The following is a 12,259-nucleotide window of genomic DNA, read 5'->3' as shown; positions in this document are numbered from 1 at the left end:
TGCGATATCAATTATAACACCAATACTCTTAGACAGAAATTATAAGTGTAAAAATGTACTACCATTCTACAGGCACTGTTATTCGTTCTCCTAGTTTTTTACCATCTAAAAACTGTATAGAAATACTATCGTTTTTGGTTAGTTTCTCAAATAATACTTTATGCTTTTGCTTAAACTCAGTTACTGTACCGATATGTAACGTGTCTTTGTTTTCTGATAACATTTTTTCTATATAAGGCTTAAACTGATCTTGGGTTACCTTTGTTGAATCTAATCTATACCTAGAATAGATAATATACTTATTTGATGAGTATGAAGAAATAATTTTCTCTTCGTTATTTTTTATTTTGATACTTTTTCCATCAGAATATTTGTAGATATCTTCTCCAATACCTTTTTTATATGGGCTATACTTATAATCTATTGTAATAAAAGATTTTTTACTAATAGATTTATTCGAAACAGTTAATCCTACAGGAATATTCACTCTAAATATCTTATTGTGTTTTCTCCCTAGTTTTATAATAACAGGATTTGATTGTTCGAAATAATAAAGAATTTCTTTTTTATTCCTGCACCCGATTGTAGTAAAAATTAGAACTATAACTAATACAACTAGTTTATTCATCTATAAAAATGGTTTCTATTATATAATTGTTGATATTCCTATTAGTCTTTTTCGATATTCTATAAAGTATTTCTACTCTTGTTCTTGAATTATCGTAAGATTCCAAATTAGACTCAAAATTCTCTAATTCCTCAAACGTTCTAAATTCCCCTTTTAGCATTTTATTAGCGGTTTCTTTAGAGAGAGCCATAAGTTCCCATTTATGGGCTTTGGTATGGCTATACGCATTTACAAATTGTCGTACCGCATTTAATCCTTTAGTTTTTGCAATCTCTAGTTCTTCTTCTATTGCCATATCCAATGCCTCATCCCATTCTGCTTTTATAGGTTGTATCAGTATCCCTGCAACATCAAAGGCTAATGCTATTGTTGCTCCTAATCCTCCTAATCCTGCTATACCTTGTATGGCTAAGGGGTTTGTACCTGCTTCTTCTTCATCCATCCCAAATTTAAACAAATCAAAGAAACTTATCGTACTTCCTATTTGTTTTAAAAGCCCTAATATTTTTACTCTTGCTCCTGATTGAGAAAAATAATCGTACTGGCTTAATCCTTTGGTAGTTGTAAGGTTGTCACCTTGTCTAAACCCAAAGTTTTTTCGAATTTTTATATCTGTAAGAAGCTTTCCATCATTGGTATAAAGGTTTTTATTATAAATACCTGCTTTAGGATTGGTGTATACTTTTCCGGTATTGACCACCATATTTCCTCTTTCTAGTTTTGCCAGTGCAATGTTACTTATACGCTTGTCTATAGCCTTGTTTATACCTGTTACTATTTTATCTTTTACGGCTGTTTTAGCCTTTATTCTTCCTTTTACAATTTGCTGTGTTGCCGATTTCATAAATAGTAGTGGGCTGCCATCGTGTGCAATAAATTCTGGTAGATTGTGCCCTATAACAGCTGGTTTAAAATATAATGTTCTATCACTATATCCTACCCGTAGGTAATCACTTTTACCTGCTGGAAGTTCTCTTTTTATGGGATTGTTAGAGGGATTATCGTAGCGTACCTGCCAGTAGAGTTCTATGGTATGGTCTAGATCGATAACATCATCATGGTCGTCATCTATTACTGGTTCCCATTTTTCATTAAGTACCAATGCTACAGATGCGATGCCACGACTGTCTACGGTAGCGGTTTTTGTGACAGGGTCATTAGGAAATTTGGAGGTATCTGCATTAAGTCTATCTACCCAAAAAAAATGATCATAATCAAATAATTGTAGTTCTATAGTTTCTCCTACAGGGATATCGTCTGTTTGTACATTAAAATACATAGTATCTCCTAGTGGGATGACATCTGTAGTTTTATCGGCAAAATTATACACTTCTTCTCCTTGCTGATCATAGCTCCACCATCCTCTAACGATCTGTGGATTTAGCTCTTCTGCTTGCTGTATAGGTTCATTTCTTGTATTAGGATCTTTTATACGCCACCACTTAGAGGTGATGACCTCTCCATTACGGATTACGGTGGCAGCTGATAGTGTTAGAGTATAGATTGCTCCATCGTATCCACCATCTTGATACTCTAGGCGAGTACAGTAGGTATCCCATAGCTCTAGGGTTTTAAACATTGTAGTGCCTTGTATGGATTGGGTTTCTATCTTACATTCTTTTCGCATGGTGGGGGATAGTGCCCAATTGTCGAGTAGGTGTGTCCATCTGCCTATATCGGGGACTACTAATTGATAGATGCCACTGCCGTATGGTATACTAGAGGGCATGCCGTTATAATTGGTTTGTTGTTGTATGATTTCTCTATATGCTAGTACGGGTAGGCTATGACCGTCTATATAGAATCTAGTAGTGTGCTGTGTAGACATTGCTGTTTTTTGATTAGGTTTATAAGAGATATTGGTATTGGTTTATAAAGCTTTAATCATTAGGGTGGGGATTTTTAATGATCATGACTTTATTTTTAGACAATTCTATGCACTGTTTAACCATGGGGAGGATGTGGTGCGTCTTTTTGACGTTCCTGAGCGTCTTTTTGACGAAGTGTTTGGCTGGGTTTGCTTATTTTTTAACCCTTTGAGTTAAAATTTTGACTAAATGTGTTGAAATTTTAACGACAAAGGTTAATTTTTTAATACAGTAAGCTAAAAACTTCGTCTTTTTTGCTAAACGGAACGTCTTTTTGACGCAGCAGAGCGTATATCTTGCTAAATGGAGGGTTACTCCTCTGGTTCGGTATTGATTTTTTTGGTACGGGCAAAGAACTGCTTAAGTTCTGCTACTTTTTCTGTAAATCCTGCCTTACCTGCACCTCTGCTATACTGTGAGTAAGCGTAGTCATTTAATGCATCTTGGTAATTGTCGTAATCGTGTAGTATCTTGGTGCTCTCTAAGCGATAGGTAATACTATGTAAACGCCCTAAGAGATTCTCTGCATAGATTCTGGCGTTATAATCTTTTTCAAACTCTTGCCAGTCTACATCGGGGGAACTTAGTGTACTACTGCGCTGTCTGTAATCCCATACTTTGTTAACAAATAGTTTATTGGTTTCGTTAATGGCTTTATAGCTACTACGTTGTTTTTCGGTTAGGGCAGATAGCTTGTCTATAAAAATGGACTCTAGCTGTGTTACTAGATGTTCTGCTTTTTGTCTTTCTTCTTGAGTTAGTAAGTCTTCGATAACATTTCTCATGTAATATTGATTTTTGTGTAAATTAGTAATGATTGTATTAAGTGGTTATTACTATGTATATTCTACCTCAAAAATAAGGGATTATACTAGAATAGAAAATCTTTTTTACACTATGGGGAAAATTCCCTTAAACGGAATATGCTGATTTTCTATTAGATAAAAATGGTTGTGTAGCGTATTGAAGTATGTGATAATGGAGATGGAGCGTTTAGTGTAGAAGGAGGTACAGCTCAGAAAATCCCAGAAGGATCAACTTTTGAAAATCAATTTAATGTAGCATACCCTCAGATAGGAGCAAATTAATATAAAATATATCATGTTAAAGAAAAAAGGTGATCTTCTGATCACCTTTTTTCTTTGATAAGATATAGGTATACAGGAAAATGATCACTATACCCACCTGTAAAAGTACCATTAGCAAAACTACGAAATGGATACTCTCCGTTGTGAATTGCTTTTCAAAATTATATTTTTATCTAGGATTTACAGTATATTTATTTTATGATATTGGTATACTGTATTTTATGTTGTTTTTAGGGTTTAAAAAAAGTATAACTTAGAAGAGTTCTAACTGGTGGGATGGTTTTTCGGGTTCTTCTTGAGATTTTTGCTAGAGATTATTGGTATGGCTGTCTATAAAATCCTAAAAGAAACCAATACTTCTATTGTTATAATATTAGATCATGATTTTATAATGTGGTAGTTATGAGTAATTCGGTATATTTTTGTGATATTTTCGGGATAAAAAAATTAAACCAATGAAATGTTTATGTAATTTTAGCCTGCTAAATAACCTATAGAATAGTGAAAGATACCCTTAGACATGCCGGAAAGAGAAAGCAATTAGTAGATGTTTTAATCAAAAAAGGAATTAAAGATAAAAATGTATTAGCTGCAATAGATAAAATTCCTAGGCACTTATTTATCGATTCTGGTTTCGAAGATCATGCATATCAGGATAAAGCTTTTCCGATTGCTGCGGATCAAACGATTTCTCAGCCGTATACGGTTGCGTTTCAGAGTGAATTATTACAGGTAAGTAGAGGGGATACTGTATTAGAGATAGGTACAGGGTCTGGATATCAAACCGCAGTTTTATGCGAACTAGGGCTTAAAGTCTATAGTATAGAAAGACAACAAGAGTTATTTAAAAAGACAAAACTATTTTTATCTAAGTTAGGGTATAGACCTAAACGGTTGTCTTTTGGTGATGGATATAAAGGATTGATAGAACATGCTCCCTATGCTGCTATTATTGTTACTGCAGGAGCGCCTTATGTTCCTAAGCCATTATTAAGTCAATTAAAAATCAATGGGCGTTTAGTAATCCCTGTAGGTAATGATAAGCAAATCATGACATTGTTTATACGTAAAAGTGAAACAGCATTTGAAAAACATGAATTCGGAGAGTTTAGATTCGTACCCTTATTAGAGAATAAAAATTAAAATGTATAGCAGTATTTACTTGTAATCTTTTTTAATACGATCAAGCGCTCTTTTATTATCGCGATCTTTGATTGTTTCTCTTTTATCATACATTTTCTTACCACGAGCAAGAACAATATTAAGTTTAGCTAATCCACGATCATTTATAAATAATCGTGTGGGAATAATGGTTAATCCAGAGTTTTTTACTTCTTTCTCAAGTTTTTTTAGTTCTTTCTTATTGAGTAATAGTTTTCGCTCACTTTTTGGGTTATGGTTAAAGTAAGTTGCATGAGAATACTCTTCGATATGCATATTAATAACAAAAAGCTCGCTATTATTAAATTCACAAAAACTTTCTGCAATACTAGCTTTTCCTTCTCGTATGGCTTTTATCTCGGTACCGGCTAGTTTAATCCCTGCAGTATAGTTATCAAGAAATTCGTATTCGAATTTAGCTTTACGATTTTGTATATTAATTTTATTTGGATTCATGTATCGGTGTTCGAAGTACTTTTTATAAATAACTACAAAAATACAAAGCTTTCTCGAAAAGAAAGCTTTGTATTAGTATTGATTATTTTTTTATCGGTATGACTATAAAAACTGTATGGTTGATATCTTATGATTTGTATCGAGTTGTAGATCCATTGATAATTTTGATTTATCAAATTCTGCAGTATAACTATATACACCTTCTGTAGTTTCTATAAAAATTATATTTTTTAGATTCCCAAATTGTTCGTAGCACCCTTTTACAAACTGATTAACACCTTCTTTAGTCATAGATTCTTGCAATTCAGTAGTATACATATTAAAAATAGCTTCTACATCTTGAGCATTATAATTCTCCTGAAATTTTTTTGTTATATTTTCATATGCTGTTGCGTCCTGAGCTAAGATCGATTGTGCTGTAAAGCAGATTACAAGTAGTAGTATGAATTTCATAATATTTTTATTAAGGGGATTAAGAGCCGCAAATTAATTATCTTTTTTTAAACTTAAAAAAAATAGTAATGATTCCTATAAAAAATATTTCGAAAATTATATACTTAATAAGTAAGTATGAGACTTATTTTTCGTCTATATGTAGATAATCTATCGATTAAGTTTAATCTCTTATTGAGGAGAAAGTTCTCTGAAGTTATTGATTAAAACTGTTATATATTATCACAAAAGAAAGATTAATTAGACTAAAAAAGAATTTTATGCAACGTTACTATATAGTGTTATTATTTGTTTTTTGTTTATTTACGATGGCTTTTACTGAATTTTCTGCTCAGGAGATTGTAGAAAAGACAATAGAAGTGGCAGGCGGATCTAGGTATGATAATTCGGTAATACATTTTACTTTTAGAAAAAAACAGTATAGTAGTAATAGAAAAAAGGATGGGAGATATACACTAGAGCGGTTTATAGATACTCCTAATGGTGTAATTAATGATGTGGTAAGTAATTCTGGTTTGATTCGTACTCTTGATAATTGTTCTGTAAAAGTAGTGGATTCTATGGTGACCAAAATTAGTGATGGTGTTAACTCAGTACATTATTTTGCTAATTTGCCTTATGGACTTAATGCTTCTGCGGTGCATAAAGAATTGGTAGGGGAGTCTATAATAGAGGGGAAAGGATACTATAAAATTAAAGTAATTTTCGATCAAGAAGGAGGGGGAACTGATTTTGAAGATGAATTTTTATATTGGATACATAAAGAAGATTTTACAGTAGATTATTTAGCTTATAAATATGCCGTAAATGGAGGCGGAATACGTTTTAGAAAGGCGTACAACCCAAGGGTTGTAAATGGGATACGTTTTGTGGATTATAAAAATTATAAAACAGATAATCTGGCATTGCCGTTAAAACAGTTAGATAAATTGTATGAAAAAAATCAGTTGAAACTACTCTCAGAAATACTATTGGAGGATATCTATGTTTATGTATATAAAGATTGTTGTTAATTTATGATAAGTACTGTATCGGTAATTATATTACCTGTGATTTTTATAATAAATAACTTACTATAATTTTTTTCGTTAATAGGCATATATTTTTCTTTACCAATAATTTTATTTACAAAGGATGGAGTTGTATTGCTATGTCCTACAATTACTACAGTTTTTCCTTTAGTTGCTTTCTGAAATTGTAGATCATTTAGATTCCGAGGATTGTAAAAACTTAGGGATAGATTTTTACTTTTTGCGATAGGTTTTGCAGTTTCTTGCGTTCTATTATAATCAGTAGTATATACAAGGTCAACTTTGGTATCTGTTAGTATTTTTGCCCAGTTTTCTGCACGGATCTTTCCTTGTTTAGTAAGGTTAGGATCTTTATTATTTGGATCACTTAATTCTTTTTCAGCATGTCTTATAAAAAAATAAGTTGTTGTTGCTTCGGATAGTGTATTGTTCTGTGAACTACTAGGTAGAGAAAAAAGAAAAATGAATACAGTTACTAAGAGTTTCATTAATTAATTTTATAATATCAGGTATAAAAACACTAGTTCTGTTTTTATACCTGATTACATTATTCTAACATTCCCATTTGCCAAGCAACGATACCCATAGATAGTATTGCTATGATAAAAAAACCTATATAAATATAGAGACTTCTATTTTTATTAGAAGAGTCTAAATCGTCAGAAGATTTCATATGGCTTAGTTTAAATGATTAATGTAAAAATATAAGACGATAGAAAACAGTAAATGTTACACTTTTTGTGGTTTTAGTTGTAAAATTCTTTCTTCAAAATTATTTGCTGTAACAGGATTGACTATTTTTTTAAATAATTCCATAAGTTGTTGGTCATGATTCCAGCGTTTTTGTTTTAGTAAATTAAAGTGGACAAAAGAGCTCCACAATACAGCTTTGAGTTCCGTTTTATCATGGTTCCACATTCTAATTTCTACATGAAGTTGGTTTTCATGATATTTTATGAGTTGTGAATCAATAGTAATATTTTCCATTAACAAAACAGGTTTTAGGTATGCAATCTGGTTTGTACCAACGACCCAGCTTACACCTTTAGTTTTTGCTAGTTTAAAAATATCAAGATTGTAGTGTTTTTCAATTTGATCTTCACGAGCATTAATCATATAATTAATATAAGCAGCATTATTAAGATGATTAAAAGGGTCGCAATCCTGAAATCGTATCTTAGCTTTACTTTCTAGTACTTTAGGTAGTTCCATAATATAGGTATTGTTTTTTAATATACCGTTTGGTATATTTTTAGTTAAAAAAAAGATTATCGCTTTAATTCTTTATAAATTATAATATCAATTTGATTCATTGTTTCGAGAAGATAATTGTTATCTTCCATAGTATGTGTCATAAAAATAGCGCCAATTATCATAGTATATACTCTTTTTGCATACAGTAAAGGAGCTATTTTAGTATGTATTTCTTGGAGTTCTTGACCAGCTTCAATAATCTTTGCCAGATTATTCTGAACTTTTGTTATTGTATATTTTACTCGCTCTAGTAGTAAGGGATTTTGATGTTTAGCATCTACTCCCATATTTAAAACAGGACAACCTCCTAATTCTTGACTATAATTATAATAGTTTCTATAAAAATCAGTGATTAGGAGTAGTTTTTCTAAAGGGGAATCGCTTGTGGATTGATGCGTATTAATACGTCTAAGCATGTTCTTAACGGTGGTATCAAATGCTGCAATAGAAAGTTCTTCTTTGTTTTTAAAATTTCCATAAATAGCTCCCTTTGTAAGTCCAGTAGCTTTGGTTATATCACTAAGGCTTGTTGCAGCATATCCATTCTTATTAAATATTGGTGCTACCGTTTGGATAATAAACTCTGTTGTTTGTTCAGATTTTGTAAGCATTTTACTAAATTAAGTATAATATATTAAATAATATACCAATTGGTATATTATTTAATTGTGTTTTTATATTGTTTTTTTCTAAAGAGGAGAAGTGAGTATACTTCTTAATTTGTTTTTATATAAGAAATCTTGGGATGTTTCTAAAAAAAAGCTTTACTATAAAACAAAAAAAAATTAGTAAAGAGAATTTAGTTCTGATCTAAAGGTGAAGTGATTGTAATACTTTTTGGGAGATTACAAGGATCCCCAATTTCTGTTTTTTGAAACTCAAATAATAAATCAAATTTTTTCAAAACATTTTGTGCTTGATTGCATTCAATGTCAATGTTTGAAACATAATTTGTTTTGATTTTGTTAGGGTTATTACTTCTGTTTTCAAAACTTTTAAACTGACACTTTATCGTATTTCTATTTTTAAAATAAAAACGTTCTTCAATAGTTAATGTTATGTTTATTAATTTACGTTTTTTCTGATATGTTTTTTTTTCATAATCAGTATACTTTATTTTAGTTGTAGAATATTGAAAAAATAACTGATCATCCCATATATAGTATTCATCTTTATATTGTGTATTCCCCTGAGTATATTTATGAATGATATGTTTTAATTCGCTACTATTAAAATAAAAAGTAAGTGATCCGTTTTTTACAGATTTATCGTGCTGATAGTCAGTGTAATATTGTCTAAGTGTATTTGTATTTATCAACTCTTTGATTAGTTGATATTTATTTTTAATATCATATAGGGTACTTTTTTGGCTTTGAGCCAAAGAGGTACAAGAGATTAAAATAAACAATAATACAGTTAATAGTTTCATTATGATGGCAATGTACTTAAAAACCTGATTTCTTTCTTTATTTAGTTATTAACTATATAAGAATTATTTTGTTAATATTTACGGTAAAACCGTAACCTCTGTTTTTTTGCAAAATTTTTGGCTATTAATTTTTGTTTAAAAAAATAAGACAATCAATTTATTTTTCAAACTGATTGTCTTGCATGATGATTATGAGGTAATATTTTTTTGAGTTTAGTTATGTGTTTTAGTTTTTAGTTAAGAAACTAAATCAGCTTGATTTCTAAAAACTAAACTATTATCAAACTCATCTAGTAGAATGATACTTTTGGTAGAAATTTTTCCTGCTATGATTTCCTTTGAGAGTTTATTTAATACTTCTTTTTGGATAGTACGTTTTACTGGTCTTGCTCCAAATTCTGGTTGAAAACCTTTTTCAGAAAGATATATTATAGCTTGTTCTGTAGCATCAAGTACAATATGTTGTTCTGTTAACATTTTAGAAACTTGTTTTAATTGAAGTTTTACAATTTCTTTTATATTGTTTTTGGTAAGAGGAGAAAACATAATAACATCATCTATTCTGTTTAGAAATTCAGGTCGAACAGCTTGTTTTAAGGTATTCAAAACTTCAATTTTTGCAGTTTCCATAGCGGTATCCATATCTATTATGGTTTTGAATTTTTCTTGTATGATATGACTTCCTATATTACTGGTCATAATAATAATTGTATTTCTAAAATCAGCAGTTCTACCTTTATTATCGGTCAATCGACCTTCATCTAGTACTTGTAATAAGATATTAAATGTATCTGGATGTGCTTTTTCGATTTCATCTAATAGTACTACAGAGTATGGTTTTCTTCGAACAGCTTCAGTTAATTGCCCTCCTTCATCATATCCGACATATCCAGGAGGTGCTCCCACTAATCTACTTACTGCATGACGTTCTTGATATTCGCTCATATCTATTCTGGTCATAGCATTTTCGTCATTAAAAAGATAATCAGCCAGAGCTTTTGCTAGTTCTGTTTTTCCTACTCCAGTAGTACCAAGAAATAAAAATGATCCTATTGGTTTTTTTTGATCTTGTAAACCAGCTCTACTTCTTCGTACAGCATCACTAACGGCTTGTATTGCTTCGGTTTGTCCGACGACACGTTTTTGTAATTCTTTTTCTAATACTAATAGTTTTTCGCGATCACTCTGCAACATTTTTGTTACAGGTACACCAGTCCATTTAGCGACTACTTCTGCAATATCATCATTAGTAACTTCTTCTTTGATAAGAGAAGATTTACTTTGTTGCTCGTTTAATTGTTTTTGTAATGCATCTAACTTTTCTTGTCCTTCTTTTATTTTTCCGTATCGTAGTTCTGCAACTTTTCCATAATCTCCATTACGCTCAGCTCGTTCTGCTTCAAGTTTATATTCTTCGATATCAGTTTTTGCATTTTGTATGGCGTCAACCACTTGTTTTTCACTTTGCCATTTAGAAAAGATCTCATTACGTTCTTCTTTAATATTGGCAAGATCATTATTCAGAGTCTTTAGTTTAGTTTCATCATTTTCTCGTTTTATGGCCTCGATTTCAATTTCTAGTTGCATGATTTTTCGATCCAGTACGTCAAGTTCTTCAGGTTTAGAATTAATTTCCATTCTTAATTTAGAAGCAGCTTCGTCCATTAAATCAATTGCTTTGTCGGGTAAAAATCTATTGGTAATATAACGTTGGGATAATTCTACAGCAGCAATGATAGCTTCATCTTTGATACGTACTTTATGATGCGTTTCATATTTTTCTTTAATCCCTCTAAGTATTGATATAGCACTTTCTGTATCGGGTTCATCAACGATTACTTTCTGAAAACGCCTTTCTAGTGCTTTATCTTTTTCAAAATACTTTTGATATTCATCTAATGTTGTGGCTCCAATAGCACGAAGTTCACCTCTTGCCAATGCTGGTTTTAATATATTGGCAGCATCCATTGCTCCCTGACCACCTCCTGCACCTACTAGAGTATGGATTTCATCAATAAACAGTACAATATCTCCATCACTCGTTGTAACTTCTTTGACTACTGATTTAAGGCGTTCTTCAAACTCTCCTTTAAATTTGGCGCCTGCTATCAGTGCCCCCATGTCTAAAGAGAAAATCTGTTTGTTTTTTAGATTTTCTGGGATATCACCAGCAATAATTCGGTGTGCTAATCCTTCTGCTATAGCAGTTTTACCAACTCCTGGTTCACCGACAAGCATTGGGTTATTTTTGGTACGACGAGAAAGGATCTGTAAGATTCTTCGAATTTCTTCATCTCGACCAATAACGGGGTCTAATTTTCCGTTTTCGGCCATTTCATTAAGGTTTTTTGCGTATTTACTTAATGCTTGATAGGTTTCTTCTGCATTTTGTGATGTTACTCGTTCTCCTTTTCTGATTTCATTAATAGCTTCTATTAGATGTTTTTCTGTAACTCCTTGATCTTTTAGTATCTGTGATATCTTACTTTTGGATTTAAAGATAGCGATTGCGAGATGTTCAATAGAGACATATTCATCATTCATCTTTTTGGCAATAGTATTTGCCTCATTTAAGGATTTTCCTGCTTCTCTTGATAGTTGAATTTCTCCACCGCTAACTTTAGGAAAACTTTCTAAAGTACTATCTAGAACTTGTTGTAAAAGATTGATATTTACATTTAGCTTTTTTAATAAAAATGGTAAGACATTTTCATCTACATTAAAAATAGCTTTAAAAATATGCTCATTTTCTATTTGTTGATGCCCGAAACTTTGTGCAAGTTGTTGTGCTTGTTGTATAGCTTCTTGGGATTTTATAGTGAAATTATTCAAATTCATAATTTTTTATTTTGAGTTTCATACTAGATAAATCAAATAATATTCCGAGTATA

The 12,259-nt window shown here is 31.2% G+C and carries 13 protein-coding genes and 1 pseudogene; 2 read left to right on the top strand and 12 right to left on the bottom strand.

Going from position 1 to position 12,259, the window contains the following annotated elements; genetic code table 11:
* Positions 1–58: 58 nt before the first annotated feature.
* From N456_RS18710 to N456_RS25060, 4 genes and pseudogenes are all read right to left on the bottom strand, one after another.
* Positions 59–628, bottom strand: coding sequence for a hypothetical protein (locus N456_RS18710; protein ID WP_062060452.1), 570 nt, complete (start codon positions 626–628; stop codon positions 59–61).
* A complete protein-coding gene (tssD, locus tag N456_RS18705) occupies positions 621–2,456 on the bottom strand; it encodes a type VI secretion system tube protein TssD (protein ID WP_062060449.1) in 1,836 nt (611 codons plus the stop codon). Before tssD ends, N456_RS18710 begins: the two co-directional genes overlap by 8 nt.
* Before the next feature lie 351 nt (positions 2,457–2,807).
* Complete coding sequence (locus tag N456_RS18700) at positions 2,808–3,281, bottom strand: hypothetical protein (protein WP_062060447.1); 474 nt, start codon at positions 3,279–3,281, stop codon at positions 2,808–2,810.
* Positions 3,282–3,625: 344 nt separating this feature from the next.
* Positions 3,626–3,718, bottom strand: a pseudogene (locus N456_RS25060) (endonuclease/exonuclease/phosphatase family protein); the annotation flags it as partial.
* A gap of 367 nt (positions 3,719–4,085) precedes the next feature.
* On the opposite strand from N456_RS25060, the gene N456_RS18695 reads away from it, so the two are divergent.
* Positions 4,086–4,727 carry a protein-L-isoaspartate(D-aspartate) O-methyltransferase gene (locus N456_RS18695; protein WP_062060445.1) on the top strand — a complete coding sequence of 214 codons (642 nt, stop codon included), beginning with the start codon at positions 4,086–4,088 and terminating at the stop codon, positions 4,725–4,727.
* Between the two features lie 15 nt (positions 4,728–4,742).
* Here N456_RS18695 and smpB read toward each other — a convergent pair whose 3' ends face one another.
* A complete protein-coding gene (smpB, locus tag N456_RS18690; RefSeq protein ID WP_062060443.1) occupies positions 4,743–5,201 on the bottom strand; it encodes an SsrA-binding protein SmpB in 459 nt (152 codons plus the stop codon).
* 102 nt (positions 5,202–5,303) lie between these two features.
* Positions 5,304–5,654, bottom strand: coding sequence for a DUF3887 domain-containing protein (locus tag N456_RS18685; RefSeq protein WP_062060441.1), 351 nt, complete (start codon positions 5,652–5,654; stop codon positions 5,304–5,306).
* A 260-nt stretch (positions 5,655–5,914) separates the two neighbouring features.
* Between N456_RS18685 and N456_RS18680 the strand changes: the two genes are divergently transcribed.
* Entirely contained in the window at positions 5,915–6,667 is a 753-nt protein-coding gene (locus N456_RS18680; RefSeq protein WP_062060439.1) for a DUF6503 family protein, read from the top strand.
* On the opposite strand, the gene N456_RS18675 is transcribed toward N456_RS18680, so the two are convergent.
* The 6 genes from N456_RS18675 to clpB form a co-directional block, all read right to left on the bottom strand.
* The gene (locus N456_RS18675) at positions 6,664–7,173 is read right to left on the bottom strand and encodes a SixA phosphatase family protein (protein ID WP_062060437.1); all 510 of its coding nucleotides are present in this window, start codon (positions 7,171–7,173) and stop codon (positions 6,664–6,666) included. The genes N456_RS18680 and N456_RS18675 overlap by 4 nt on opposite strands.
* A 59-nt stretch (positions 7,174–7,232) precedes the next feature.
* Positions 7,233–7,358 (bottom strand): hypothetical protein, encoded by a 126-nt coding sequence (locus N456_RS25195; RefSeq protein WP_262482857.1) that lies wholly within the window; start codon positions 7,356–7,358, stop codon positions 7,233–7,235.
* A 56-nt stretch (positions 7,359–7,414) separates the two neighbouring features.
* On the bottom strand, positions 7,415–7,897 hold the full coding sequence (locus N456_RS18670) for an acyl-CoA thioesterase (protein WP_062060435.1): 483 nt from the start codon (positions 7,895–7,897) through the stop codon (positions 7,415–7,417).
* A 56-nt stretch (positions 7,898–7,953) separates the two neighbouring features.
* Positions 7,954–8,550, bottom strand: coding sequence for a TetR/AcrR family transcriptional regulator (locus N456_RS18665; RefSeq protein WP_062060433.1), 597 nt, complete (start codon positions 8,548–8,550; stop codon positions 7,954–7,956).
* A gap of 188 nt (positions 8,551–8,738) precedes the next feature.
* Positions 8,739–9,368, bottom strand: a complete 630-nt coding sequence (locus N456_RS18660; protein ID WP_062060431.1) for a hypothetical protein — start codon at positions 9,366–9,368, stop codon at positions 8,739–8,741.
* A gap of 237 nt (positions 9,369–9,605) precedes the next feature.
* A complete protein-coding gene (clpB, locus tag N456_RS18655) occupies positions 9,606–12,206 on the bottom strand; it encodes an ATP-dependent chaperone ClpB (RefSeq protein WP_062060429.1) in 2,601 nt (866 codons plus the stop codon).
* Positions 12,207–12,259: the final 53 nt, after the last annotated feature.

It is taken from the genome of Aquimarina longa SW024 (assembly GCF_001401755.1).
In the GTDB taxonomy this organism is placed as follows: domain Bacteria; phylum Bacteroidota; class Bacteroidia; order Flavobacteriales; family Flavobacteriaceae; genus Aquimarina; species Aquimarina longa.
This window is presented reverse-complemented; position numbering and strand designations above follow the sequence as displayed.

Coding starts and splice junctions, on each gene's coding strand:
- N456_RS18710 (WP_062060452.1), bottom strand. CDS start 628: ATGAATAAACTAGTTGTATTAGTTATAGTTCTAATTTTTACTACAATC.
- tssD (WP_062060449.1), bottom strand. CDS start 2,456: ATGTCTACACAGCACACTACTAGATTCTATATAGACGGTCATAGCCTA.
- N456_RS18700 (WP_062060447.1), bottom strand. CDS start 3,281: ATGAGAAATGTTATCGAAGACTTACTAACTCAAGAAGAAAGACAAAAA.
- smpB (WP_062060443.1), bottom strand. CDS start 5,201: ATGAATCCAAATAAAATTAATATACAAAATCGTAAAGCTAAATTCGAA.
- N456_RS18685 (WP_062060441.1), bottom strand. CDS start 5,654: ATGAAATTCATACTACTACTTGTAATCTGCTTTACAGCACAATCGATC.
- N456_RS18680 (WP_062060439.1), top strand. CDS start 5,915: ATGCAACGTTACTATATAGTGTTATTATTTGTTTTTTGTTTATTTACG.
- N456_RS18675 (WP_062060437.1), bottom strand. CDS start 7,173: ATGAAACTCTTAGTAACTGTATTCATTTTTCTTTTTTCTCTACCTAGT.
- N456_RS25195 (WP_262482857.1), bottom strand. CDS start 7,358: ATGAAATCTTCTGACGATTTAGACTCTTCTAATAAAAATAGAAGTCTC.
- N456_RS18670 (WP_062060435.1), bottom strand. CDS start 7,897: ATGGAACTACCTAAAGTACTAGAAAGTAAAGCTAAGATACGATTTCAG.
- N456_RS18665 (WP_062060433.1), bottom strand. CDS start 8,550: ATGCTTACAAAATCTGAACAAACAACAGAGTTTATTATCCAAACGGTA.
- N456_RS18660 (WP_062060431.1), bottom strand. CDS start 9,368: ATGAAACTATTAACTGTATTATTGTTTATTTTAATCTCTTGTACCTCT.
- clpB (WP_062060429.1), bottom strand. CDS start 12,206: ATGAATTTGAATAATTTCACTATAAAATCCCAAGAAGCTATACAACAA.